21 protein-coding genes and 1 pseudogene are annotated in these 25,315 nt (G+C 72.9%); 11 read left to right on the top strand and 11 right to left on the bottom strand.

What is annotated here, in order from left to right:
- Nucleotides 1-18: 18 nt before the first annotated feature.
- The gene (locus Raf01_RS19675) at nucleotides 19-207 is read right to left on the bottom strand and encodes a hypothetical protein (protein WP_203919400.1); all 189 of its coding nucleotides are present in this window, start codon (nucleotides 205-207) and stop codon (nucleotides 19-21) included.
- A 2-nt stretch (nucleotides 208-209) separates the two neighbouring features.
- Between Raf01_RS19675 and Raf01_RS50600 the strand changes: the two genes are divergently transcribed.
- The 3 genes from Raf01_RS50600 to Raf01_RS19665 are packed head-to-tail and all read left to right on the top strand — an operon-like array spanning nucleotide 210 to nucleotide 2,414.
- Nucleotides 210-341, top strand: coding sequence for a hypothetical protein (locus tag Raf01_RS50600; RefSeq protein WP_275413007.1), 132 nt, complete (start codon nucleotides 210-212; stop codon nucleotides 339-341).
- A 40-nt stretch (nucleotides 342-381) separates the two neighbouring features.
- The gene (locus tag Raf01_RS19670; protein WP_203919399.1) at nucleotides 382-1,581 is read left to right on the top strand and encodes a sensor histidine kinase; all 1,200 of its coding nucleotides are present in this window, start codon (nucleotides 382-384) and stop codon (nucleotides 1,579-1,581) included.
- On the top strand, nucleotides 1,578-2,414 hold the full coding sequence (locus tag Raf01_RS19665; RefSeq protein ID WP_203919398.1) for a response regulator: 837 nt from the start codon (nucleotides 1,578-1,580) through the stop codon (nucleotides 2,412-2,414). The genes Raf01_RS19670 and Raf01_RS19665 overlap by 4 nt, the downstream gene beginning before the upstream one ends.
- A 12-nt stretch (nucleotides 2,415-2,426) precedes the next feature.
- Here Raf01_RS19665 and fxlM read toward each other — a convergent pair whose 3' ends face one another.
- Complete coding sequence (fxlM, locus tag Raf01_RS19660; protein ID WP_203919397.1) at nucleotides 2,427-3,713, bottom strand: methyltransferase, FxLD system; 1,287 nt, start codon at nucleotides 3,711-3,713, stop codon at nucleotides 2,427-2,429.
- Between the two features lie 282 nt (nucleotides 3,714-3,995).
- Between fxlM and Raf01_RS19655 the strand changes: the two genes are divergently transcribed.
- The gene (locus tag Raf01_RS19655) at nucleotides 3,996-6,443 is read left to right on the top strand and encodes a CehA/McbA family metallohydrolase (protein ID WP_203919396.1); all 2,448 of its coding nucleotides are present in this window, start codon (nucleotides 3,996-3,998) and stop codon (nucleotides 6,441-6,443) included.
- Between the two features lie 175 nt (nucleotides 6,444-6,618).
- On the top strand, nucleotides 6,619-8,109 hold the full coding sequence (locus Raf01_RS19650; protein WP_203919395.1) for an alkaline phosphatase family protein: 1,491 nt from the start codon (nucleotides 6,619-6,621) through the stop codon (nucleotides 8,107-8,109).
- Nucleotides 8,110-8,185: 76 nt separating this feature from the next.
- On the opposite strand, the gene Raf01_RS19645 is transcribed toward Raf01_RS19650, so the two are convergent.
- From Raf01_RS19645 to Raf01_RS19635, 3 genes are all read right to left on the bottom strand, one after another.
- The gene (locus Raf01_RS19645; RefSeq protein ID WP_203919394.1) at nucleotides 8,186-9,019 is read right to left on the bottom strand and encodes an ABC transporter permease; all 834 of its coding nucleotides are present in this window, start codon (nucleotides 9,017-9,019) and stop codon (nucleotides 8,186-8,188) included.
- Nucleotides 9,016-9,954 (bottom strand): ABC transporter ATP-binding protein, encoded by a 939-nt coding sequence (locus Raf01_RS19640; RefSeq protein ID WP_203919393.1) that lies wholly within the window; start codon nucleotides 9,952-9,954, stop codon nucleotides 9,016-9,018. The genes Raf01_RS19645 and Raf01_RS19640 overlap by 4 nt, the downstream gene beginning before the upstream one ends.
- A gap of 148 nt (nucleotides 9,955-10,102) precedes the next feature.
- The gene (locus Raf01_RS19635) at nucleotides 10,103-10,870 is read right to left on the bottom strand and encodes a DedA family protein (protein WP_203919392.1); all 768 of its coding nucleotides are present in this window, start codon (nucleotides 10,868-10,870) and stop codon (nucleotides 10,103-10,105) included.
- A gap of 168 nt (nucleotides 10,871-11,038) precedes the next feature.
- Here Raf01_RS19635 and Raf01_RS19630 point away from each other — a divergent pair, with 168 nt between their 5' ends.
- On the top strand, nucleotides 11,039-11,899 hold the full coding sequence (locus Raf01_RS19630) for a ZIP family metal transporter (protein WP_203919391.1): 861 nt from the start codon (nucleotides 11,039-11,041) through the stop codon (nucleotides 11,897-11,899).
- A 144-nt stretch (nucleotides 11,900-12,043) separates the two neighbouring features.
- Nucleotides 12,044-12,898 (top strand): alpha/beta fold hydrolase, encoded by an 855-nt coding sequence (locus Raf01_RS19625; RefSeq protein WP_203919390.1) that lies wholly within the window; start codon nucleotides 12,044-12,046, stop codon nucleotides 12,896-12,898.
- 5 nt (nucleotides 12,899-12,903) lie between these two features.
- Here the strand turns inward: Raf01_RS19625 and Raf01_RS19620 are convergent, their stop codons facing one another.
- The 3 genes from Raf01_RS19620 to Raf01_RS19610 form a co-directional block, all read right to left on the bottom strand.
- The gene (locus Raf01_RS19620; RefSeq protein WP_203919389.1) at nucleotides 12,904-13,329 is read right to left on the bottom strand and encodes a rhodanese-like domain-containing protein; all 426 of its coding nucleotides are present in this window, start codon (nucleotides 13,327-13,329) and stop codon (nucleotides 12,904-12,906) included.
- Complete coding sequence (locus Raf01_RS19615; RefSeq protein WP_239133746.1) at nucleotides 13,326-13,802, bottom strand: cysteine dioxygenase; 477 nt, start codon at nucleotides 13,800-13,802, stop codon at nucleotides 13,326-13,328. The genes Raf01_RS19620 and Raf01_RS19615 overlap by 4 nt, the downstream gene beginning before the upstream one ends.
- A 343-nt stretch (nucleotides 13,803-14,145) precedes the next feature.
- Nucleotides 14,146-14,646 carry a mycothiol transferase gene (locus tag Raf01_RS19610; RefSeq protein ID WP_203919388.1) on the bottom strand — a complete coding sequence of 167 codons (501 nt, stop codon included), beginning with the start codon at nucleotides 14,644-14,646 and terminating at the stop codon, nucleotides 14,146-14,148.
- 341 nt (nucleotides 14,647-14,987) lie between these two features.
- On the opposite strand from Raf01_RS19610, the gene Raf01_RS19605 reads away from it, so the two are divergent.
- Nucleotides 14,988-18,749 (top strand): 5'-nucleotidase C-terminal domain-containing protein, encoded by a 3,762-nt coding sequence (locus tag Raf01_RS19605; protein ID WP_203919387.1) that lies wholly within the window; start codon nucleotides 14,988-14,990, stop codon nucleotides 18,747-18,749.
- Nucleotides 18,750-18,837: 88 nt separating this feature from the next.
- On the opposite strand, the gene Raf01_RS19600 is transcribed toward Raf01_RS19605, so the two are convergent.
- Nucleotides 18,838-19,500 (bottom strand): ATP-dependent endonuclease, encoded by a 663-nt coding sequence (locus tag Raf01_RS19600; RefSeq protein WP_239133745.1) that lies wholly within the window; start codon nucleotides 19,498-19,500, stop codon nucleotides 18,838-18,840.
- Between the two features lie 68 nt (nucleotides 19,501-19,568).
- Nucleotides 19,569-20,300: a TetR/AcrR family transcriptional regulator gene (locus Raf01_RS19595; protein ID WP_203919385.1), complete on the bottom strand. Its 732-nt coding sequence runs from the start codon at nucleotides 20,298-20,300 to the stop codon at nucleotides 19,569-19,571.
- Nucleotides 20,301-20,394: 94 nt separating this feature from the next.
- On the opposite strand from Raf01_RS19595, the gene Raf01_RS19590 reads away from it, so the two are divergent.
- From Raf01_RS19590 to Raf01_RS50595, 3 genes and pseudogenes are all read left to right on the top strand, one after another.
- Nucleotides 20,395-21,336 carry an SDR family oxidoreductase gene (locus Raf01_RS19590; protein ID WP_239133744.1) on the top strand — a complete coding sequence of 314 codons (942 nt, stop codon included), beginning with the start codon at nucleotides 20,395-20,397 and terminating at the stop codon, nucleotides 21,334-21,336.
- A 188-nt stretch (nucleotides 21,337-21,524) separates the two neighbouring features.
- Nucleotides 21,525-22,970: a polyprenol phosphomannose-dependent alpha 1,6 mannosyltransferase MptB gene (gene mptB / locus Raf01_RS19585; RefSeq protein WP_203919384.1), complete on the top strand. Its 1,446-nt coding sequence runs from the start codon at nucleotides 21,525-21,527 to the stop codon at nucleotides 22,968-22,970.
- A pseudogene (locus tag Raf01_RS50595) lies at nucleotides 22,883-23,965 on the top strand (glycosyltransferase family 87 protein); the annotation flags it as partial. The gene mptB and the pseudogene Raf01_RS50595, both read left to right, overlap by 88 nt.
- A gap of 309 nt (nucleotides 23,966-24,274) precedes the next feature.
- Here Raf01_RS50595 and Raf01_RS19580 read toward each other — a convergent pair.
- Nucleotides 24,275-25,240: an acyl-CoA desaturase gene (locus tag Raf01_RS19580; protein WP_203919383.1), complete on the bottom strand. Its 966-nt coding sequence runs from the start codon at nucleotides 25,238-25,240 to the stop codon at nucleotides 24,275-24,277.
- Between the last annotated feature and the right edge of the window lie 75 nt (nucleotides 25,241-25,315).

The raw sequence follows: 25,315 nt of genomic DNA, 5'->3' as shown, positions 1-25,315 counted from the left end.
GCCGCACCTCGACGGCGCTCACCGGCGGCCGGCCCGGTCGTGCCGGCGCCAGTACCCGGCGAGGTTCAGCCCGCCGCGCCCGACGAGGATTACACCGAGAACGATCATCAGGATCTTGCCTCGGTCGATGCCGAAAGCGAGCAGGGCGACGCCGGCGAGTATGACGATGCCGGTGACGAGGGGGTTGCGTCCGAAGAGCAGGAACATCTGTGGCCTTTCGGGTCGAGCGGTTGACCGGCACAGTGTCGGCCGCCGGGTACCGGGTCTTCTTCGGTCCACGGATCGATCCGCCGGCGCGGGGCGCGTCCACCCTGGGGTGGAAGTTGGATACCCACCCGTAGACCGGCCGGTCGGCGGCCGTACGCGCCGTACAGTGGCCGGATGGACAGCCCAGCCCCACCGGCGACCACACTCGCCGAGCTCCGTCGGGCCCGGGCACGCTGGGATTCGCTGCAACGGCTCCGGCGGCCGCTGGCGGTCGCGGTCGCGGTACTCGTCGTCGTCACCGTGCTGCGCGGTCACCCCGCGCCGGGCCTGCACGGCCGGCCGCTGGACGTGCTCCTCGGACTGGCCGCCCTGGTGGGCGGCGGGGCCGCGGCCATGGCCAGCGCGCGGTGGCCGGTGCCGGCGCAGGTCGCCGCGTTCGCCGTGTTCTTCGCCGGGGCCGCCGCCCTGCTGCTGGTACAGCCCGGCGGACTGGGCGTGCTGGGCATCCTGGTGGCGGTCAGCGGGGCCGCCCCGAGACTGTCCGACCGGGCCGGCGGGGTGCTGCTCGCGGCCACGCTGGTGTTCATCGTGGCGGCCAGGGCGGCGACCGACCACGGCCAGGTCAGCGCGACGCTCGTCAGCGTCATCGCGGTGGTGACCCTCTACAGCCTCGCCGTCGGCGCGCGCCGGCTGCGGGACAGCAACGAGCAGGCCGAGCGGTTGCTGGTCGACCTCGCCGCGTCCCGCCAGTCGCAGCTGCGCGCGGCGGCGCTGGCCGAGCGGCAGCGGCTGGCCCGGGAGATGCACGACGTGCTCGCCCACTCGCTGTCCGGGCTGCTGGTGCGGCTGGAGGGTGCCCGCCTGCTGGCGACCCGGACCTCCTGCGACCCGAAGCTGGTCGAGGCGATCGAGCGGGCCCGGGAACTGGCGAAGTCCGGGCTCGGCGAGGCCCGCGAGGCGGTGGGTCTGCTGCGCGGCGAGGACGTACCCGGCCCCGGGGATCTCGCCACCCTGGCGGCCGACTTCCAGCGCGACACCGGGGTCACCTGCCGGGTGACGACCACCGGCCAGTGGCGGGAACCGGAGGCGCAGGCGCGACTGGCTATCTACCGGACCGCACAGGAGGCGCTGACCAACATCTGCCGGCACGCCGACCCGGGTGAGGTCGTCATCGACCTGGCGCACGAGCCGGACCAGATCCGGCTGCGGATCCGGGACATCAACCGGTCGTGGCGGCGGATGCCGGCGGGGCCCGCGACCGTCCCGGGGTACGGGCTGACCGGCATGCGGGAACGGGCCGCGCTGCTCGGCGGCACGCTCACCGCGGCGCCGACCGGCGACGGGTTCCTGGTCGAGTTGGAGATCCCGGCATGATTGGCCCGGGCACCGGTGCCCCCTCGGCGGCCGGACCGGTGGCCGCCGAGCCGGCCGAGTCCGGCCGGCCCGCGTCCGACGGTCCCGAGCCGTCCGCGTCCGGCGGTCCCGCGCCGGGCCGGCCCGACCCGAGTCCACTGGCCGGCGGACCGCCGATCCGGGTGCTGGTGGCCGACGACCAGCGGGTCGTCCGCGACGGCCTGGAGATGCTGCTCGGCCTGATGCCCGGCGTGCAGGTGGTGGGCTGCGCGTCGGACGGCGACGAGGCGTTCGCCCTCACCCGGAGCCTGCTGCCCGACGTGGTCCTGATGGACCTGCGGATGCCCGGCTGCGACGGCGTCGAGGCGACCCGGCGGCTGGCGGAGCGGCACCCGGACGTGCGGGTGGTCGTGCTGACCACGTACGCCGACGACCGCTCGGTGCTGGACGCGCTGCGGGCCGGCGCGCGCGGATTCCTCACCAAGGACGCCGGGGCCGACGACATCGAGCGCGCCCTGCGCCGGGTCGTCGACGGGTACGCGGCCATCGATCCGGCCGTCGCGCACCATCTGGTCGACGCGATCAGCGCGATGGACCGGCCCGAACCTCCGGCCGCGTCACCGGCCGCGCCGGCTTCCTGCGCACTGCCCGGTGGCCTGACCCAGCGGCAGGCGGAGGTGCTCGGCCTCATCGCCGACGGGCTGTCCAACACCGAGATCGCGGCCCGGCTGTTCATCAGCGAGACCACCGTCAAGACTCACATCAACCACCTGCTCACCAAGCTGGACCTGCGGGACCGGGCGCAGGCCGTGGGGTACGCGTACCGGCACGGCCTGGCGCGCCCCGACCGGTAGGCAGCCCCGGGCTCACCGCCAGGTCACGGCCAGCAGGTTGGTCGGCGTGCGCAGCGTGAACCGCCCGCTGGCCGGTGCGGCGGCCGATGTCGTGGCCGGCGCGGCGGAAAGTGGCTGGAGCTCGAACTCGGCCGTGCCGGCGCGGTGGTCGCGTGCCCAGAGCCGTACCTGGTCGGCCATCCGGTGCGCGAGCCGGTCGGCGTCCGGCCCGTGGCCGACCACGCCGATCTCGCGCCGGTCCGGTGCCGGCCCTTTCGACCGGTCTGGCTCGGCGCGTCTGGCACCGCGCCACGACCCAGACCGGCTGGGCAGCAGGGCGACGTACGCGAGGCTGCCACCCTCGACCGTACCCAGCGGACCAGGGGCCGGCGCCGGGCGCACCAGTCCGGACCCGGGCGCGTCCGGCGTGGCCGTCAGGCGGCTGACCGCGTTCGGCAGTGCGCAGGCCAGCCACAGGTACAGCCACTCCAGCGACTCGGCGGGCCCGACCGGCACCCCGGTCCCGAGCTCGACACCGGGCCGTTCCAGCACCCCGGCCAGCGCCGCCGCGTCGATGTCCTGCTCCTGGTGCGTCTCCAGGAGGACGGAGCGGTCGGTGGTCAGCGGGACCATCCGGTACGGGTCGGCGACGCCGCCGCGCAGCGGCATGAACCCGCACTGCTGCGAGGGGCCGCCGCGCCAGCGGCCCCCGGTGCGCCCGAACCCGATCGAGCGCGCCACGCTGCCCCGGATCCGCAGCGGTACCAGCAACTTCCCGCCCTCGGCGAGCTGGGTGAGCCAGGGGGTCGGCAGGTCCCACACGCCGACCGTGGCGACCACCCGGTCGTACGGCGCCCCGGGCGGGTACCCGAGCGCACCGTCGCCCAGCACCACCCGCACGTCGCGGTGCCCGGTCGCGTCCAGGTTCGACCGGGCGCCGTCGACCAGGTCACGGTCCACGTCGATGGTGGTGACGCCGCCGGCCGGGCCGGTGAGGCGGGCCAGCAGTGCCGCGTTGTAGCCGGTACCCGCGCCGATCTCCAGTACCCGCTGGCCCGGGCGTACGTCGAGCTGCTCCAGCATGATGGCCACGATCGCGGGCTGGGACGCCGAGCTGATCGGTACCCCGTCCGCGTCGTACTTCGTGGCCACCGCGTCGTCGGCGTACGCCTGTTCCAGCGGGACGGTCACCGGCAGGAACCGGTGCCGCGGGACCGCTCGCAGCGCCTGCCCGATCCGGGGTTCCCGGAACCGGTCGTGGTCGCGCAGCCCGTCGACGAGCGCGTCGCGCAGCTGGGTGGCGGCGGCTTCGGAATCCATCCTGCGACCATAACGGTCCACCGGCGCGAGGAAATGACCGTCACCTCGCGAAAGGCCGTCCCGCGAGTGCCCGTCGCGGGCGGATCGGGATGTCGACGCCGAGGCATCGGCCAGAGTTCACCGGCCGGGCACCACGACGCCCGACCGGCGTTCACGGACGCCTCACTAGCCTGGCCGCGATGAGATCGACATGCCCGACCGGCAAAGCGTCGATCCACGCCGCGCCAACCCGGCCGAGTCTCGCGCCGGCAGCGCACCAGGTGTCCAGAGGGGAAACATCAGATGGAACTGAGTCGCCGGCAACTGATGGCGATCAGTGGGGGAGCCGTGGTGGCCGCGACCGGCCTGGCCGGCTCGCCCGCGTCCGCCGATCCCGGTGCGCACGACGCCACCGCGGCCGGCAAGGCGCCGAAGGGGACGTGGCTGGCCGGTGACACCCACGCGCACGACGACCACTCGTCCGACGGCAGCCTGCCCCGGCAGGAGTCCGGCCAGGCGCTGCCCGGCAACCTGCCGGTCGCCGACCAGATCGGGCAGGCCGAGCGCACCGGCCTGGACTTCCTGCCGCTGACCGATCACCGCACCTACGACCAGCAGTGGGACCCGGGCTGGCAGTCGTCGAAGCTGCTGCTGATCCCGGGGGAGGAGGCCAACGGCTCGCCGCACGCGATCGTGCTCGGCGCCGTCGACACCGTCGTGGACGGGGCCAACCCGCCCGGTTCGGCGTCGTTCCGGCACGTCCAGCAGTCGGTGTGGGACGTGCACGCGCAGAACGCGGTGTGGTCGGTGGCCCACCCGGACGACGGCGAGTACACGCCCGACGGCGGACCGAACGACAACGCGAGCGTCCAGGGGATGAACACGGTCGAGGTCTACAACGTCTCGGCCGACCCGGACGCTCAGGTCGACTACGCGGAGAACCGGTGGAACCGGGGCTTCCGGTTCGGCGTCACGGCGGCCAGCGACTGCCACTTCCGGGAACTGTGGGGCATCGCCGGCCCGGGCCAGCCGACCACCTGGGTGTTCGCCGAGCAGCGATCGGTGCGCGGCATCCTCGACGCCCTTGCGGCCGGGCACACCACGGTGTCGGTGAGCAAGACCGGCCCGTTCGCGACGCTTGAGGCCGACGTCGACGGCGACGGCGTGTTCGAGGCCATCGGCGGCGACGAGGTGACCGTGCGCGGGCAGACCCTGCCGCACCGGGCAAGCCTGCGGGTACGGGTCCAGCGCGGTACCGGGGCCCGGGTGCTCGTGTACGCCTCGCCGGGGCGCTCGGCCGGCCCGGTCGCCACGTTCACGTCCGCGTCGGCGGACGAGACGTACCTGGTGCCGATCCGGTTGACCGGTGCGCACGCCTGGTACCGGGTGGAGGTCCGCCAGCCGGGTGCCGCCTCCGGCGCCGGCGCCGACCCGACGCTGCCCGATCAGTTGCGCGCGGCGACCTCACCGGTGTTCCTCTCGGTCGGCCAGCCGGCGCAGCCGCAGCCGGAGATCGCCCTGCCCGCACCGGCGACCGGCGACGACCGCGCGACACTTGTCCTCGGCGGGGACGGCGGGTTCGCGGGCTTCGCCGACGTGGCCGTGCAGGGCGGAGTCGCGCATGTCGTCGCGGAGCAGCACGGCGACGCGTCGACCACCGTGGTGTACCGCCAGGTGCCCGCGCACGGCAAGCCGGCCAAGACGGTCGAACTGTCGGCCGGCTCTGCGACCGCGCGGGCGCCCCGGGTGGCCGTGTCCGGGCGCGACGTCTGGGTGGTGTGGCAGGACGAGCGCGGCCAGGAGCAGCCGCACCGCCCGGCCGTCTACCTGCGACACAGCCGCAACGGCGGGCACTCGTTTGAACCCGCTGTGCGGCTTTCCGGCGGATCCGGGCGGGCGATCCAGCCGGCAGTCGCGCTGCTGTCCGCCGACCGCCCTGTGGTGGTCTGGGCGGACAACAGCGGCGGGGCATTCGACGTGTACGCCCAGGTGGTCGGCGTCGACCAGGCCCCGGTGAACCTGTCGGCCACCGGCAAGACGACGAGCCCGGGCACCGCCGCGGATGCCCGTTCCCCGCGCTGGCCGGCCTCGCTGTTCCCGACCGTGGCGGTGGCCCCCGGCGGGCGTGTCGTCGTGGCGTGGCAGGACGACCGGTTCGATCCCGATCCACTGTGGACCGGGCACACGCCGACCCCCGGCCAGGCCCCCGGCGGCGGTACCGATCCGGACAACTGGCAGATCCTGGCGAGCGTACGGGAGCCGGGGCACGCCTGGAGCGCTCCGGTTCCGGTCAGCGCCGACACCACGGTCGCCGACCGGCACCCCGCCGTCGCGGTGGACACCGACGGCGGGCTGGTGGCCATCTGGGAGAGCAGTGCCCTGCGGAGCTCGGGTGCCAACCTGTCGCTGCGGGCCAGCCGGTCGACCGACGGCGGCCGGACCTGGGCCGCCCACCAGCCGGTCGCGCCGGAGCCGTCCGCGATGAGCCAGCGGCCCCGGCTGTCCCGCGACCCGGACGGCACGGTACGGGCGGTGTGGTACGACACCCGCTCGTCGGACTGGCGGTGGAAGGTGTTCACCAGTCGGTTCGACCTCCGTCACGGGTGGACCGAGCCGGCGCGGCTCACCATCGCCGGCAACGGAACCTGGCCGGCCGTTTCGGCCGGTGTCGTCGTGTTCACCAGCGACCGGCGGGCCACCCGGTCGCAGCGCGACGGCACCCAGCAGGTGTACCTGATCCACGCGTCCTGACACCGTCGCGCGGGGGCCCGCCGGCGCCCGCGCGACGCGTGCGCGCGCACCGAAAGATCAAAAACTGTTCCCCTGCTTGTCTCCTCGACTGAAGAGCCCGGCCAGCCACCGTGACCAGCGTGGAGGCGCCGGACGCGGACGCCGTCCGGTCGACGACAGTGAGGAACCGAACCGAATGACTGACGCCTCCGCGAACCCGGGAACCACCCGCCGCCGGCTGCTGCGCTCCGGTGCGGCCGTCGCCGGCATGGCCGCCGCGTCGACGGTGCTGCCGGCCAATGTCCGCAAGGCGATCGCGGCGCCGGCCAAGAAGAAGGGCCGCATCGAAGACATCGAGCACGTGGTGCTGCTGATGCAGGAGAACCGCAGCTTCGACCACTACTTCGGCAGCCTGTCCGGCGTGCGCGGCTTCAGCGACCCGCACGCGGCCCGCATCTCCAACGGCAAGTCGGTGTTCTACCAGCCCGACCCGTCCAACCCGGACGGCTACCTGCTGCCGTATCACCTCGACTCGCACGTGAGCGCCGCGCAGACCATCCCGTCGCTCAGCCACGCCTGGCAGGTACAGCACAACGCGTGGAACAACGGCGCCATGGACAACTTCGTGCCCGCGCACGTAGCGTCCAACGGCGCCGTCAACGGCCGGTACACGATGGGCTACTTCACCCGTGACGACCTGCCGTTCCACTACGCCCTCGCGGACGCCTTCACGATCTGCGACAACTACCACTGCAGCGTGCTCGGGCCGACGCACCCGAACCGGTACATGTGGATGACCGGGACCATCGACCCGAACGGCGAGCACGGCGGGCCGGCGCTGGACAACGGCGAGGCGAAGGGTGCCTACACCTGGCCCACCTACGCCGAGCAGCTGGAGGCGGCAGGGGTCAGCTGGAAGTTCTACCACGAGACGGTCGGCTGCACCGGCCTCGCGCTCATCCAGAACATGAAGCAGTTCCAGGACGCGGCAAAGGACCCGACCTCGCCGCTGAACGTCAAGGGACTGACCGCGGTGCCGACGGGCCAGTTCGAGTACGACGCGCTGAACGACAAGCTGCCCACGGTCAGCTGGCTGATGCCCCCGGTCGCCAACGACGAGCACCCTGCCCGGATGCCCGCCGCCGGCGCGCAGTACATCGCCAGCAAGATTGACGCCATCGCGGCCAACCCGGACGTGTGGGCGAAGACCGTCTTCATTTTGTCGTACGACGAGAACGACGGCCTGTTCGACCACGTGACGCCGCCGACCCCGAAGCCGGGAACCCCGGACGAGTTCGTCACCAAGACGTCGGCGACCGGAGTGGACGGCGGCGGCCTGCCGATCGGTCCGGGCTTCCGGGTACCGTGCGTCATCGTCTCGCCGTGGACCGTCGGCGGCTACGTGGCCTCCGAGCCGTTCGACCACACCTCGCAGCTGCGGTTCCTGGAGCAGGTGACCGGCGTGATGGCGACGAACATCAGCCAGTGGCGCCGGCAGAACCTGGGCGACCTCACGTCCGCGTTCAACTTCGACCGGCCGGGCGGGGACTACCCGGGACTGCCCGACACCAACCGGGACTTCAACCTCGCCCAGTACGAGGCGGCGCAGTTCCCGCTGCCGGTCCAGCCGACCACCGACCAGGTGGTACCGAGGCAGGAGCCGGGCAAGCGCAAGCACACCAACTAGATCCGCCAAGCGGAAAGGCGGGTCGGTGGAAGCCCCCACGCTGCCACCGACCCGCCCCCTCAGCGAAAGCGACGGTTCACGCGTCCCTACGCCGCATCAGGAAAGCGGCCACGACGACGAGGATCGCCGTCTCGGCGGCGAACACGCCCAGCCCCTGCCACGGGGTCAGCAACTGCTTCGGCGCGACGTGTTGCTGGAACACCAGACTGCCGGCGTTCATCGGCATGTACGCGTTGATGTGGTGCCCCCAGCTGTCCGGCAGCAGCTGGGTGAGGTTCGACACGACCAGCATGATGCCCAGTACCGCGGTGATGGCGGCGGCGGTGTGCCGCAGGATCGCGCCGGCCGCGAGGGAGAACAGCGCGAGTACCGGGATGTAGAGCCCGGCGCCGATCACCGCCCGCAGCGCACCCGGATCGCTCAGGTGTACCGGGACGTGCGGCGCGATGACCGCCTTTCCGGTCGCGTACGCGGCGAAGCTCAACGCCTCGCCGACCACGAGCATCAGCCCGACGATGACCAGAATCTTCGCGCCGAGGATCGTCATGCGCCGGGGCTGCGCCTGCAGCGTCGAGCGCACCATGCCGGTCGAGTACTCGGCCGAGATGGCCATCACGCCGATGACCGCGACCGCGAACTGGGCTACCGTCATCGGACTGGCCAGGATGTTGTCCAGCGGGTTCGCCAGAACCGAGGATCGTTCGCCGGGCACCATCTGTGCCCACCTGCGGTCGATCGTCAGCCAGTTGATGAGCGCGTTGAGGCCGACAGCGACGGCGGCCATGGCGCCGATCGACCACAGCGTCGAACGCACCGACCGGATTTTCGTCCATTCGGAGCGCAACGCGTTGGTAAGGCCGGACCGGCCGGTCGCGGCGGGCAGCGTGCCCGTGAGGTTCAGCGTGGTCATCGTGCCACCTCCGGTGCGACCGCTCCGGCCGGGACGGCGGCCTGGAACTCGACGCTGTCCCGCGTCATCTCCATGAACGCCTCCTCCAGCGATGCCCGCAGAGCGGCGAGTTCGTGCAGCCGGACCTGGTGGTCGAAGGCCAGATCGCCGATGCGGTCGGTGCCCATCCCGGTGACCAGTAACGTGCCGTCCCCGTCGGTCGTCACGCGGCCGCCCTCGGCGGTGACCAGCTCGGCCAGCCGGGTCGGCTCGGCGGTGCGGACCCGGACGGCCAGTTCCGAGTTCTTCCGGATGAACTCGTGCACCGGGCAGTCGGCGATGAGCCGGCCGCGCCCGATGACGAGCAGGTGGTCGGCCGTGTTCTCCATCTCCGACATCAGGTGGCTGGAGACGAACACGGTGCGCCCCTGGGCAGCCAGGGACTTCATCAGGTTGCGGATCCACAGGATGCCCTCGGGGTCAAGCCCGTTGACCGGCTCGTCGAACATCAGCACCTTCGGGTCGCCGAGCAACGCGGAGGCGATCCCCAGCCGCTGCCCCATTCCCAGCGAGAAGCCCTTCGACCGCTTGCGGGCCACCCCGGTCAGCCCGACGAGTTCGAGTACCTCGTCGACCCGCCGCTTCGGGATGCCGCCGAGCTGGGCCAGGCACCACAGGTGCTGGTATGCGCTGCGGCCACCGTGGATCGCCTTCGCGTCCAGCAGCGCCCCGACCTCACGCATCGGGTTGTCCATCGCGGTGAATGGCTTCCCGTCGATGGTCACGACGCCCGCGCTGGGTGTGTCGAGCCCGAGGATCATGCGCATGGTGGTGGACTTGCCCGCGCCGTTCGGGCCCAGGAATCCGGTCACCTGCCCCGGGCGGATGGTGAATGTCAGGCTGTCGACGGCCAGGCGTTCGCCGTACCGTTTCGTCAGCCCCTCTGCCTCGATCATTGTCGGTGATTCCCTCCGGACCTGGTGTGACCGTCTACTGGTCCGACGCTAGTGGCGCGGTGACCTCGGGGCGTCCGGGCTGATCCCTGGAAACCAACCGCGATGCCCCGTACGGGGAACCCTGACGTCGCCCGGGGAGGCGGCAGTCTCAGTCGTGGGGATTCCCGTCGGTGTCGGGCGCGGATGCCGCCTCCGTGGACTGCGTCAGGCCACCACCCGGCGCACCGGTGGCCGCGGCGGCCTGCCGGCGGCGGCCGCGGATCAACTCGATGGCGACCGGGGTCACCGAGATGAGCACGATGACGGCGATCGCGGGCAGCAGATACTTGTCGATGTTGGTCGCGCCGATGCTGTCGCGCAGCCGTTTCGCGGGCAGGTAGCCGGCCAGCACGACGCCGTCGGCCCACACGACGCCGCCGACGGCGTTCCAGAGCAGGAAGCGCCCGGCCGGCATCCGCAGGATGCCCGCGACCGGGTTGAGGAACGTCCGTACCACCGGGATGAACCTGGCCAGCACCACGGACTTGGCCCGCCCGTACCGGTTGAAGTAGTACTCGGCGCGTTCCACGTAGACGGCCTTGAACAGCCGCGAGTCCGGTTTGGCGAACATCCGGCGGCCGTAGCGGGCGCCCAGCAGGTGCCCGAGTTGCGCCCCGGCGACGGCGCAGAGGGGTGCGCCGACCAGCAGGGCGGGCAGGGGGAGGTGGACTCCGATGAGGTCGGAGGCCACCGGGGAGGCGGCGATCCCGGCGAGGAACAGCAGCGAGTCGCCGGGCAGGAAGAACCCGACCAGCAGCCCGGTCTCGGCGAAGACGATCACGAACACGCCGAGCAGGCCGAAGGAGCGGATGAGCGATTTCGGATCGAGAACGCCGGTACCGATGGCGTCGACGGCCACGTGGGCCAGTGCGTGCATGCGGGACTTCCTTGTGCCTGGGGCCGGTCAGCGGGCATCCAACCCTACAAACTGTAGTGTAAGGGTGGCCGCCAAAGGTCCGGTCGGCCGCCCGTTGACAGCTCCTACAGCGCGTAGGGTATGTTCGCCTAACCTAAGTAAGGCTGCCCTGCCCTGGAGCGTGGAAACATGAGTGGAGCGGAAGTCGTCGGCCTCGGCGCGATCGCCGGCCTGACCATCTTCCTCGGCCTGCCTCTCGGCCGGCTGCGCCGCGGATCGGACGGCCTGCGCGCCACGCTGAACGCGGTGGCCATCGGCATCCTGGTCTTCCTGCTGTGGGACGTGCTCACCCACGCGGTCGACCCGATCGAGCAGGCGCTGACGTCCGCCACCGGCGGCCACCGCGGAGGCTGGCCCCGGTTCGCCGGGCTGTGTGCGGTCTTCGCGGTCGGGCTGGCACTCGGATTGATCAGCCTCGTCTACTACGACCGGTGGATGGCCCGGCGCCGGCCGGCCGGGCAGCCGCGGCGGCACGGCCCGGGCGCGATGTCGGTCGCCGAACGCCCGGCGAAGACTCCGCTCGACCTCGCCGACCCGGCGCGACGGCTGGCCCTGCTGATCGCGGTGGGCATCGGGCTGCACAACTTCTCGGAGGGCCTCGCGATCGGTCAGTCCGCGGCCAGCGGCGAGCTGAGCCTGGCGGTACTGCTGATCATCGGGTTCGGCCTGCACAACGCGACCGAAGGCTTCGGCATCGTCGGCCCGCTGGCCGGCGGCGGCGAGCGGCCCAGCTGGCGGCTGCTGGTGGTGCTCGGTCTCATCGGTGGCGGCCCGACCTTCCTCGGTACGGTGGTCGGCCAGTCGTTCGTCAACGACACCGTGTACCTGGGCTTCCTGGCTCTCGCCGCCGGTTCGATCCTGTACGTCGTGCTGCAACTGCTCAAGGTGGCGTTCCGGTTGGGGCGTGTCACGCCGCTGTACTGGGGCCTGCTCGGCGGTCTGTTGCTCGGCTTCGCGACCGACTTCGTCGTGACCGCGGCTGGCGCCTGAGCGCAGCCGGAGCCGGTTTGTGGCGGAGGTGAGCACAGGCCCCCGCAGTAGAGGCTGAGCGCAGCCGGAGCCGGTCTGTGGGGTGCCGCGTTTGCCCGACCCGGCCGCGCGGCGGTCGGTAGGGTTCTGGTTGTCATGCGGGAGATGTCGAGCACGGTCGGCGGCACGCGCCTGGCGTACTGGTGTTCCTCCGCCGTCGACCGGCCGGCGGCGTCCCGAACCGTGCTGCTGCTGCACGGGCTGAACGCCGATCACGACGGGCTGTTGACCCTGACCCGGCTGTGGCCCGACACCCGGGTGGTGTCCCCGGACCTGCCCGGCTTCGGCCGCTCCGGGCCGCTTGCCGGCGCCCACTGCCTGGAGAACTACGCCCGGGTGCTGGACGGTTTCTGCGCGGCCCTGGACCTGCGGGACGTGACCGTCGTCGGGCACTCGCTCGGGGCGAGCATCGCCCTGGCGCTGGCGTCGGCGTACCCGCGCCGGGTGCGCGAGCTAGTGCTGATCAGCCCGGTCTCGTCCCGGAACGGCCCCGACACCTGGCCCGTCCGGGCGTACTACGGTCTCGGCGCGGCCCTTCCGGCGCGGGCGGCCCGGTTCTGGTTCCTCAGCCGGGCCGCCGTGTACCTGTCCGACCGGTCGATGTTCACCACCGCCGACCGCCGCGTGCGCCGGCGGATCCTGGAGTCCGACTACGACACCGCCGCGCGGGCCGAGGTACGGGCGATCGTCGAGATCTACCGCAGCATCCGGGACACGCCGATGGCGGCGGTGGCCGGCCGGATACCGGCGCCGACCGTCGTGGTCGGCGGCGAGCGCGACCGGCTCGCGTCGCCGGCCGCGCTGGCGGCGCTGCACCGGCACCTTGCCCGGTCGGAACTGCACGTGGTCCCGCGCGCCGGGCACCTGTGGTCGGTCGAGGAGCCCCGCGCGGCCACCCGGGTGATCCTGTCCGCGCTCGGCAGGCTCGCCGGGGCGGCGGTCGCCGACCGGGCCGGTTGAGCGCCTTACCTCGCCGCGCCGGACACCACCGGCAGGCCGGCGCGCTGCCAGGCGACGATCCCGCCGGCTAGGTCGGTGGCCAGGCGCAGGCCGAGATCCTGCAGGGCGGCCGCGGCCAGCGACGAGGTGTACCCCTCCTGGCAGTACACGATGACCCGGAGGTCGTACCGGTCGGCGACGGGCAGCCGGGCGTCGCTGGCCGGGTCGAACCGCCACTCCAGCACGTTGCGCTCGACGACCAGCGCGCCGGGTATCACGCCGGAGGCGTCCCGCTGGGCGGCCGGCCTGATGTCCACCAGCACCGCCCCCGCGTCCCGTGCGCGGGCGGCGCGCAGCGGATCGTGCCGGTCCAGCCGGGACCTCGCCTCGGCGAGGATCTGATCGATGCCGCGGGCGCCCGCCGGGCGTGGCCCGGCCGCGGTCGGGCTCACCAGTCCGCTCCGGCCCGCTCGACGCGCACCGCCCGCAGTACCGGACCGTCCAGCCGGTAGCGGGTCATGGTGGTCAGCGCCGGGGCGTAGACGTGCACGCTGATCGCGGGTACCGGGCCGGGGTTGGCGATCCGGTGGATGTGCCGGGCGCCGAACCGGCGGGTGGCTCCCGCCGGGTACTGGGCGTCGACCAGCCCGGTACCGGCCGAGCCCGGCGGGGTCTGCTCGGTCAGGTCGCCGGCGACCACGTGGAAGGCTCCGGTGGCCCCGCCGTGGTCGTGCAGGTCGGTGGACTGGCCGGGAAGCCAGGTGAGCAGCCACGCCTCGTGGCCGGCGGTGGCGGCGATCCGGGCGTACCAGCGGGTGGCGGCGGTGAACCGGGGCGGTACCGGCCAGCGCGCGGGATCCCCGGCGTAGTGCTCGGCGAGCGCGGCCAACCCGGCCAGCGTCCGGTCGGTGGGAAGCGTCAACACGTGGAGTCTCCTGGCATGGTGGATTCGCCCGGCTGCCGGTCAGCGGGCCGGGCGGACCGGCCTGCGCGGACCGAGCTGGGCGCGGAACGGAAACTGGGCGGGGAACGGGACTGGACGGCGCGGAAGGCAACCGGGCGCGCGGGAACCCGGCATCGGGTGCGCGGAAGCGGTTCGCGCGACGCGGTGCGGCGAACGCCGCGGGGTTACCTCGAGGCTGGCGTCAACAACAGCACGGCAGCGCGCCGGCACCGCCGGCGGGCGACCAGGAAGCCTCGGAACCCATGCCGGTAGATTAGCCGATAAAACCCATCTGTCAAATGGGAATTCAGGGAACCCGGTCCGGTCAGGTCAGGACCAGCCAGGTCTTGCCGTCGATGAGTTCCCGTACCGCGTCGAGATGCCCGGCGTGGCACGCGGTCTCGGTGATGACGTGCAGGATGGTCTCCCGCAGCTTCTCCGGCGGCTGGTTGGGGAACACGTCCACCGGCCACCAGGCCGCGTCGGCGTCGGGAGGCGTGGCGGCGATGATGGCGTCCGCGCGCGCGATCTCGTCGCGGTACAGCTCGAACACGTCCTCGGCCGGCTGCTCGGCCGGGACCCGCCAGCCGCCGTCCCCGGTCTCCAGGTCGACCCGCTCGCCGGCGACCACAGCGCGGAACCAGAACCGCTCGACGTCGAGGGCGAGATGCCGGACCAGCCCGAGGCAGGTCCACCCGGACGGCAGGACCGGCCGGCGCAGCGCGTCGTCGGACAGGCCCTCCAGGATGCCGAGCACGTGCCTGCGCTGGGCGGTCAGGGCGGTAAGGAGCGCAGCGCTCTCGTCGGTCATACCGGCTGGGGACATCAGGGGAGTCTAAGCCACGGGTACCGAGCCGTGCCGGGACCGGCGGCGAAGGCCGCGAACCCGCCGTTTCGCCCAGGAAACGGCGAGCCGGCACAGCAAGCGGTGAAACCGGCCGTGACCCGCTTTGCCCGGTAAGTCGGCGGCTCCCGTGGCGCGCCCACGAACGCCGCGTGACCGCCAGCGGAACGGAACCCGCCCGGACGGTCGAAGTGTATTGACGACCGTGTCCGGCCCTTGGTAAGAGTGGGCCGTCTCCGACTGGTCTGGCTCGGCGCGTCTGTCGCCGCGCGACGACCCAGACCAGTCGCGCTACACCCGTCTCACGATCGCAAAGGTGCGAGATGACACCGTTCGGTACCCGCAGACCCTCCGCCACCGCGTCCCGCCGCGCGGCCGCGTTCGCCACTGCCGCACTCACCGCGCTCGGCCTGGCGGTCACCGCCGCGGCCAGCGCCGCCGACGCGGCGCCCGCGACCCAGAAGCAGCACGGCGACACGCCGGTCGTGCTGTTCAGCTCCGACGGCATGCGTCCCGACCTGATGCAGCGCTACGCGGCGCGGGGCGTCATGCCGACCTACGCGTCGCTGATGCGCCACGGTGCCACCGGTGACAACGGGCTGACCCAGGGCTTCCCGCCGAACACCGGGCAGGGTTGGTACACGATGGCCACCGGGGCGTGGCCGGGCGTGCACGGCAGCACCAACAACACGTTCTTCGACACCCGCCAGCCGTTCAGCAGCTCGACGTCGTTCTCCTTCCACGGCAACGGGGCGAGCCCGGGCACCGACCCGACCAACGTGCTGGAGGCGCAGTCGGTCGCCTCGTCCGCGGAGCTGGCCGGCAAGACGGTGGCGCAGCTGGAGTGGACCGGCGGGCTGAACGCCAACATCAACGGGCCGACCGTCGACTACGCGACCTTCTACTCCACCCGCGGCGTGCTGGAGTACCCGGCGAACACCACCAAGCAGGCGTCGGCGGCCGGCTTCGGCCTCTCGTACCAGGTCGCCGCGTTCACGCCGGCGAGCGGTTGGACCCACGTACCGGCGAGCGTGAAGGCACCCGCGCGCCAGAGCGTGCTCACGGTCGCGTCCACGTCGGCGAGCCTGAACCCGACGCGCACCTACGACCTGTACGTGTACGCCAGCGGAAACAAGGGGTACGACCGGGTCGTGATGACGCCGACCGCCGCCGGCAAGGACGGCGCGAAGGCGGCGGCGACCCTGACGCCGGGCACCTACGGCGCGGTCAAGCTCACCGGATCCGACGGCCTGATCGGCAGCGCCGCGGGGGAGAGCGCCGGCTTCTACGTGGACGTCACGCACCTCGCCGCCGACCTGTCCAGCTTCCAGCTGTACTTCACGTCGGTGACCCGGCCCAACGCGCACTGCGCGACGGCGGCCTGTGACGCGCTGCCGGCCGGGGCGCCCGGCGAGGACCGGCTGGCCAAGTACATCGCGGACAACCTGCCGCCGGCCATCTTCGGTGACTTCGCTCCCGAGGAGGCCGGCCTGATCGACGAGGACACCTGGTACGCGCAGACCGTCGGGCTCAACCAGGCGTACGACCTCGCGGTGTTCAACTACGTCCTGAAGAAGCTCCAGCCGCACACCGACGTCCTGCTGGCCGGCACCGACCAGACCGACGAGGTGAGCCACCAGATCCTCGGCCTGCTCACGCCGACGGCACCGGACGGCAGCGCGAACCCGTACTACGACCGGGTCGCCGGTACCGGGCCGCGGGACAACCGGCTGGCTCAGCGCGAGGGCTACCTCCGCGGCGCGTACGCGTCGGCCGACGCGAGGCTCGGGCTGGTGCGGTCACTGCTGAAGGACCCGGACGTGTTGGCCTCCAGCGACCACGGGTTCGCGCCGCAGTGGGAGGCGGTCGACGCACCGCTGGTCCTCAAGCAACTGGGGCTGCAGGACGTCGAGCAGACCGGCAACTGCCGGCCGGCCGCGGACAGCGCCGCCGGTGCCACGGTCGCCAAGGCGTGCTGGGCCGGTGGCACCGCCCAGATCTACCTGAACCTCAAGGGCCGCGATCCGGACGGTGTCCTCGATCCGGCCAACTACCAGGCGACCGTGGACAGGATTGTCAGCGCCTACCGGGGGCTGAAGGATCCGGCGAGCGGCAAGCCGGTCGTCGAGAAGGTGCTGACCAAGGCGCAGCTCGCCGACGTCGACGGCAGCGACTCGCTGAACCCGACCCGGTCCGGTGACGTCGTCGTGGTCACCAAGGTGCCGTACGAGTTCGACGGCAACACGGTGGGTACCCTCGTCGCCCCGTCGAAGTTCTTCGGCCAGCACGGGTACCTGCCCGACGACGTGGACCTCAAGCACAACATCAACATGCACGCCACGTTCGTGGCGGGCGGCCCGGACGTGGCCCACGTCCCGTCGGTGCGTGGGGTACGGGCGGTCGACCTGGCGCCGACCCTGGCCGTCCTGGGCGGCTTCGACCCGCCGCTGCAGGCGCAGGGCCGGGTACTCACGTCCATCCTCGACGACGGCCACCGGTACTCGACCGGTCAACTGCTCGCGGTCAACGACGTGCACGGCAACCTGACCGATGACGGCCTGACGTACGCGGACCCGTACAGCGGGGCGCGGGACACCGCGGGCGGGATCGCGACGCTCGCCACGTACCTCGAGCGCGCCAAGGCCACCGACCCGGCGAACACCGTCACCGTGGAAGCCGGCGACATGGTGGGCGCGAGCCCGCCGGCGTCCGGCCTGCTGCGCGACAAGCCGACCCTGGACGCGTTGAACGCCATGGGCATCGACGTCGGGACGCTGGGCAACCACGAGTTCGACCGAGGCGTGACCGAGATGCTGCGCCAGGTCAACGGTGGACAGTCCACAGTGGACTCTTCGATCACCTTCGACAAGTTGAACTTCCCGGTGGTGGACGCCAACGTGATCAGCGACGCCACCGGCAAGCCGCTGATGAACCCATACACCATCAAGAGGGTCGGCGGGGTACCGGTCGCGTTCATCGGCGCCACCACCGTCACCACGCCGACCATCGTCACCACCGGCGGCACGACCGGCGTGCACTTCATCGACGAGGCGACCGCCATCAACGGCGTGGTCAAGCAGCTCGAACACGCCGGGGTGCACGCGTTCGTGGCCGTGGTGCACGAGGGCGGCAGCCAGTCCACCTACCCCGTCGGCGTCGTGAACGACCGCGTCCACGACATCGCGGCGCACCTCGACCCGGCGGTGTCCGTGCTCATCAGCGGGCACAGCCACACCGTCGTGGACACCCGGGTCGGTCGCACCCTGGTGATCCAGGCGTCCTCGTTCACCCGCGCGTACGACGAGGTCCACCTGCTGATGGACCGCCGGTCCGGGACGGTCGCGGCGGCGTGGGGGTCGGTGCGGCCGGTGTGGGAGAACACCGTTCCCGCGTCGACCGACCCGTCGGCGCCCGCGGTCGCGCCGGACCCGAAGGTTCAGGCGATCGTCAACGCCGCGCTGGCCGCCACGGATCCGGTGACCCAGCGGGTCATCAACACCGCCGCGGCCGACGTGCCGTCACAGCGCGACGGTGGTGCGACGGCGGCCGGGGAGTCGCCGGCGGGTGACCTGATCGCCGACTCCCAGCGGGCGTACGCGCACACCCAGCTGGCGTTCGTGAACACCGGCAGCGTACGGGCGGGCCTTCAGGCCGGGCAGGTCACCTACGGCGACCTGTTCACCATGCAGCCGTTCCAGGACGACTACGTGGACACGTTCAGCCTGACCGGCGCCCAGGTGTGGGCGCTGCTGCGACAGCAGCTGGCCGCGGGGACCGGCGGCATCATGCAGATCTCCGGACTGCACTTCAGCTACAGCGGCAGCCAGGGATCCGGCGCGATCACCGGTGTCTGGCTCGGCGCACCGGGCAACGACGGCGCGCCGATCCCCAACGACGCCAGCGCCAGCTACACCGCGACCGCGAACTCCTTCATGGTCGGTGGCGGCGACGGGTTCACCGTCCTGGAGGGTGCGAGCGACGTGGTGCAGACCCCGGACGCGGAGCTGGTGCCGCTGGTCAGCTACGTGGGTACGCTGCCGAACCCGTTCACGTACGGCACCGACGGCCGGATCGCGAAGAGCTGACCGTCCCGGGGCGGGCCGCGAGCGCGGCGGCCCGCCCCGGGGGCCAGGCACTGCGGGCCACGCGGCGGGCGCGGCCTGCCCCGGTCGGTCAGGCGGTGGGCGGGCGGATGCCGGCGAACAGCCGGTCGAGCGGCTCCGGCACGCCGTCCGGCTCCAGCGCGGACACCAGCGCCGCCGCGTAGCGTTCCTTGCGGCCGCTGATCGTACCCATGAACCGCCGCAGTTGCTGCGCCGCCGTCCGGTCCCGCTGGAACGGCTGGTTCCGGAAGGTGTGCAGCCGGCGCAGGTCGCCCTGGGCGGCGATCACCTCCTCCACCCGGTCCGGGCCGAGCGCGCGGATCAGCTCGTCCTCCAGGTCCGCGACGCACACCGCGAAGCCGAGCGCCGCCATCGCGTCCCGGGTCAGGTCGGCGCCGAGTCCGGCACGTTCCAGGCCGCGCCGGAAGTACGGTTCCTCCCGCACGTCGCACAGGCCGGCCAGCCCGACGTCGAGGCCCTGCGGTCCGAGCAATCGCAGGAACCGGCCGATGCTCATCGCGCCGCCCATCGGCAGCACGCACACGCCCTCCGCGTCGAGGTCCCGGCCCCGCCGCCCGGCCAGCGTCTCCAGCGCGACCCGGTCGCTGACCCCTTCGACGAGCACGACCCGGCGCAACTGCCGGAGGTCCATCGTCCGGACCGCCTCGGCCGCCGCGGGGGCGTCGGCACCGTCCGCGGCCCAGGCGACCACCGCGGTCCGGAACGGGTTCATCCGCATCATCCGTCCGAGTCTGGCAGCGACGTCGTCGTGGCGCGCGCCCGGACCGTTCCCCGGATCGCTCACTCCGGCGGCGTGGCGGGCCACCGGGCGACGCAACCGGTGAGCACGGTGGCCAGCATCTCGTACATCGCGGTGCCGAAGTCCAGGCGCAGCACCGCCATCGCCGGCTCCTCGTACACCGACAGCATCGCCTTGGACGGCTGGGCCTGCGGCCATAGGCCGGCGGTGGCGACGAGGGTACCGGCGGCGAAGTAGAGGGCCCCCTGAGGGCTCAGTTCGGTCAGCCGGGCGCCGACCAGCTCCGCCAGCGCGTTGGTGTTCGCGATCGCGGCCAGCTTGTACCGCCGGGCGACCTCGGGGGAGACGTTGCGTTCCAGGACCGCCGCCGAGACGCTCATCAGCTCGCAGTACAGCCGGTCGTCGACCAGCGAACCGGCGATGACGGTGGCGATCTGCTCGTACCGGGTCCGCGCCGGGGCAGCCGCGTCGACGCCGTCCGGCAGGGCAGCGGCGAGCCGGCCCAGCCAGTCGCGCCAGGCGCTGTCGAGCAGTTCGAGGAGAACGGCCTCGCGGCTCTCGAAGTAGCGCAGCACGTTGGACTTGGCCAGGCCGACCCGGCGACTCAGCTCGTTGAGGCTGAGGTCGGCGACCGGCATCTCGCCCACCATGTCCGCCGCGACGCCCAGGATCGCCCGGCGGCGGGCCTCCCGCTGCTCGTCGCTGCGGGCTCGCTGGAATCCGGCGGGCTGCGACGGAGTGTGTTCCGTGGCGGGTTCGGTGGGCGTGTCCATCACCGATATCGTACAGACCGCCGGTCCCTTGCGAAGAGACCGGTGGTCCGATACTGTTCCGAATAACAGACCGATGGTCTTCAAAAATCGGACAGTGAGGCGAAACATGTACGTCGTACCCGACCAGACCGGCATTCTCGCCGTCGTCACCGGCGCCAACAGCGGCACCGGCAAGGAGGCGGCCAAGCGACTCGCCGCGGCCGGCGCGCACGTGGTGATGGCTGTGCGCACTCCGGCCAAGGGCGAGGCCGCCCGCGCGGAGATCCTCGCCGCCCACCCCGGCGCCCGGCTGGAGGTCCGCCGCGTGGACCTCGCCGACCTGACCAGCGTGCGTGAGTTCGCCGACGCCCTGATCCTCGGCGGCACCCCGCTCGACCTGCTCATCAACAACGCGGGCGTGATGACGCCGCCGTCCCGGATGACCACGGCCGACGGGTTCGAGCTTCAGTTCGGCAGCAACTACCTCGGCCCGTTCGCGCTGACCATGCGCTTGCTGCCGCTGCTGCTGACCGCGCCGGCGCCCCGGGTGACGACGATGAGCAGCGGCACCGCCAACTTCGGGCGCATCCAGTTCGACGACCTGAACTGGGAGCGCCGGTACAGTCCGGGTCGCGCGTACGCGCAGTCCAAGCTCGCCGACCTGTTCCTGGCTCGGCAACTGGCGACCGTCGCCACGCGACGTGGTTGGCACCTGACCAGCAACGCGGCGCACCCCGGCTACACCCGCACGAACCTGCAGACCGCCGGCGCCAGCCTCGGGAGAGACAAGCCCCGGCGCTCGCCGATGACCAGGCTGCCGATCCTGCCCACGCAGGGACCGGAGCAGGGGACCGAGCCGTTGCTGTACGCCGCGACCAGCCCGGACGCGGTCAACGGCGGCTACTACGGACCGAGCGGATTCATGGAGCTGGTCGGGCCGACGAAGGTCGCGAGGCTCAACCGCCGGATGCGGGACGATGTCGCGGCGGCCCGGCTGTGGACCGAGGCGGAGCGGCTCACCGGCACCGCCCTGCCTGCCGAGGCGGCGCGCGCCTGAGCCGGCGCCCACCCCGCGCGCCCGTACGCCGGCCGCCCCGCACCGGCGGCTGACCGGCGCGCGGGCGCGACACCCGGCGGGACACCCGTGTGGGACGGCGATTCGTTGCCCTCTCTTCGTCAACTCGTCGTCCGCCATCAACCGCCGCATGGAACGCTGCCCCGGTGTCGGGGATGGGTGGGACCACGATGTCGCGACGATGTCGTGGGCTCGGCCTGGCCGGCTCGGTTCTGCTCGCCGCGGGCGGGCTGCTGGCCGGGGCGGCGCCGGTCCATCACGGGGTACCGGCACGGGGCCTCGGCCACCTCCACCGGCCCGAGGCGGTCGGCCTGATCCTGGTGTACGCGGGCGTGACCGTCCTCGTGGTGGCCTGGTCGCGCCTCGGCGCGGCGCTGCGCGAGTCGGGCGACCCACCGAGCCTGCGCGAGCTGTACCTGACGCTCGCCGCCTGGGCCGGCCCGCTGCTGCTCGCCCCGCCCCTGTTCAGCCGGGACGCCTACAGCTACCTGGCGCAGGGCGCGATGACCGTGTCCCGGATCGACGCGTACCGGTCCGGTCCGGCGGCACTCGGCGGCCCGCTGCTGGCAAACATCCCCGCGGTCTGGCAACACACCCCCACGCCGTACGGGCCGATCTTCCTCACCGTCGCCGCGGCCGTGGCCGCCGCCACCTCGTCACACCTCCTGCTCGGCATCCTCGGCATGCGCCTGCTGGCCCTACTGGGGCTGGCGGTGATGGTCGCGACGCTGCCGCGCCTGGCTACCGCGAGCGGCGTGCGGCCGGTCTCCGCGGTGTGGCTGGCCGGGTTGAACCCGCTCGTCCTGCTGCACCTGGTGGCCGGCGCGCACAACGACGCGCTGATGCTCGCGTTCCTGACGACCGGCCTGGCGGCGGCCGTTCGGCGCAGGCCGGTGGTCGCCGCCGTGCTGGTCACCCTCGGGGCTCTGGTCAAGGCGCCGGCGGCGCTGGGGCTGCTGGCCGTCGCCGCGCTGTGGGCGGGCAGCGTGACCGGGCCCCGGCCGCTGGCACGGGCGCTCGCGGGTACCGGCGGGATCGCGGCGGCCACCACGGTCGCGGTCAGCGCGGCGACCGGTCTCGGGTACGGCTGGCTGGGCGCGCTGGACACGCCGGCGTCGCCGGGCAGCTGGTCGGTCACCGAGGTGCTGGGCCGGGCGAGCCGACTGCTGCTGCGCGCCTGGGCCGGCGGGCTCGCCGCCGAGGCGGCGCCGGCCTGGCGCTGGGCCGGCATGACCGCCGCCGTGGCGCTGTGCGCGCTGCTCTGGTGGTACCGGGACCGCCTCGGCGTGGTCTTCGCCCTCGGCCTCATGCTCACCGCGGTGGTGGTCCTCGGGCCGTCGATCCGCCCCTGGTACCTGCTCTGGGGCTTGGTGCCGATCGCGGTGTCCGGCCCGGATCGGGCCGCCGGCCGCTGGCTGCGCCTGGCCTGCGTGGCTCTGGCGTTCTCGGTGCCGCCGAGCGGGTTCGCGCCCACCGGGGCGCGGCTGGCACTGGCGGCGCTGGGCGCCTTCGCCGCCGGGATCGGGCTGTGGGGCGCCGGCCGGGTCCGTGGCCGCGTGCTCACCTTCCCGGCCGGTGGCCCGGCGCCGGGGCCGGAGCCGGAGTATTCGGCGTGACCGGGCTCGGTGTCGGCGACCGGCCGGCCGCCGGGGTCGGCGAGGCGCCCGGTGGCCCGTCCCCGTCTCCGTCCTTGTCCCCGGCCCTGTCGCCGGCGCCGGGCGGACGGCCCGGCCGGTGGCGACCCGGGCCCCGGGCGGTGGTCGCGCTGGCTCTCGCGGCCGTGGCCGAGACGGTGGCCCAGGTCGCCGCGCCGGGCCGGCGCGGCTGGTTCGACGTGGGCGTCTACTACGGCGCGGTGCGGTACTGGGTGCACGGCGGGGTGCTGTACGACTACCTGCGCCCGGGGACCGGGTACGGATTCACCTATCCGCCGTTCGCCGCGCTCTGCATGCTGCCACTGGCGCCGCTGCGCTGGCACACAGCCGTCGCGCTCAGCGTCGCGCTGAACGTGGTGGCCGGAGTCCTGGTGCTGTACTGGCTCGTCGAGCCGGTCGCGGCGCGGCACGGGTGGCACCGCGGGTACGCGCTGTGCTGCGCCGCCCTGCTGCTGGCGGCGTTCGAACCGGTACGGGACACGGTCAGCTTCGGCCAGGTGAACCTGGTGCTGGCCGTGCTCGTGCTCGCCGACCTGCGCGGCCTGCGCACCGGCAGCCGGTACGCCGGACTCGGCACCGGCCTGGCCACGGCGGTCAAGCTGACCCCGGGGCTGTTCATCGGGTACCTGCTGCTCGCCCGGCGCTGGCGTGCCGCGGCCGTCGCCGGGGCGACCTTCCTGGCGGCAACGGTGCTGACCGCGGCGGTGGCACCGGGCAGCAGCCGGGTCTACTGGGCCGGCGCGTTGTGGGACACCGGCCGGGTGGGCGTAACCGGGTACGTGTCGAACCAGTCGCTGCGGGGTGCCGCGGCGCGGCTGGGTGGCGACCGGTACGGCGGGGCGGCCTGGGCGGCGGCGGTCGTGCTCGTACTGGCGCTGTGGGCGTACCGGTCGTGGCGGGCCGGTACCCGCGGCGACCACGCCGGCGGCTTCGCGCTCACCGGGGTGGCGGCCTGCCTGATCAGCCCGGTCACCTGGGTGCACCACCTGGTCTGGCTGGTACCCGCGTTCGCGTTGCTCGCCGATCGCGCGCTGGCCGGCCGGCCCGGCCGGCGGGGTCCGCTGCTCGCCGGGGCGGTGTGCTCCTACGCCCTGCTGTGCGGTGGCCTGATCTGGTTGTGGTCGCCGTTCCCGTCCGGGTTGGCCGGTGCGATTGGCGGCAACGCGTACGTGTGGGTGAGTCTGGGACTGCTCGCCGCGCTTCCGGCCGGTCCACAGTGGACTGAACGAAGTGGTCCACTGTGGACCGCCCTGCGGGCGGGACGGTCAGCCGTCGGCACCCGCGGCGACGCTCAGCCGGGCCAGCCGGTCGGAGGTCGGCCACCGGACGTCGTAGGCCCAGCCGGCCCTCTCGAAGATCCAGATCAGGCGCGCGGAGATGTCGATCTGACCGGGCCGGACGCCGTGCCGGGCGCAGGTCGGGTCGGCGTGGTGCAGGTTGTGCCAGGACTCGCCCATGCTCAGGATGGCCAGCGGCCAGACGTTGCCTGACTTGTCGCGGGACGCGAACGGCCGGTCGCCGATCAGGTGACACACCGAGTTCACCGACCAGGTGATGTGGTGCAGCAGGACCACCCGCAGCAGGCTCGCCCACAGGAACGCGGTCGCCGCGCCCCACCAGGACCACGTGACCAGGCCACCGATCAGCGCGGGCCCGGCCAGGGTGATGACCGTCCACAGCCAGAACAGGTCGTCCACCCGGCGAAGGTCGCGGTCTTCCAGCAGGTCGGGGGCGAAGCGCCGCTGGTTGGTGAGGTCCCGGTTGAGGATCCAGCCGAGGTGGGCGTGCCAGAAGCCGCGCGCCAGCGCGGCCGGGGAGGTGCCGAACGCCCAGGGCGAGTGCGGGTCGCCGTCCCGGTCGGAGTACGCGTGGTGGCGCCGGTGGTCGGCCACCCAGTGCAGGATCGGCCCCTGCACCGCCATGCTCCCGACCACGGCCAGCGCGATGCGCAGCGGGCGGGTCGCCTTGAACGAACGGTGGGTGAAGTGGCGGTGGAATCCGACGGTGACGCCGAGGCAGGTCGCCGTGTACCAGGCGGCGGTGAGGATCACGTCCAGCCAGGTCAGGCCGTGGCCCCAGGACAGCGGTACGGCGACGATGAGGGCCACCAACGGTACGGTGACGAAGGCGTAGACGGCGACGTGTGCGGGCAGGGGGCGCTTGCCGGCCAGCAGGGTCCGGTGTGGCCGGTCTCCCGTGGGTGGCACGGACTGCCCGAGCGCACTGACCATGTCAGGTGTCCGATCGGTTGGAGATGGTTGGGCTTTCGGGAAGCGCGGCCGGAACGGGTCGGTGCGGCGCGCCTG

This window comes from Rugosimonospora africana, from assembly GCF_016862975.1.
GTDB lineage: Bacteria > Actinomycetota > Actinomycetes > Mycobacteriales > Micromonosporaceae > Rugosimonospora > Rugosimonospora africana.
This window is presented reverse-complemented; position numbering and strand designations above follow the sequence as displayed.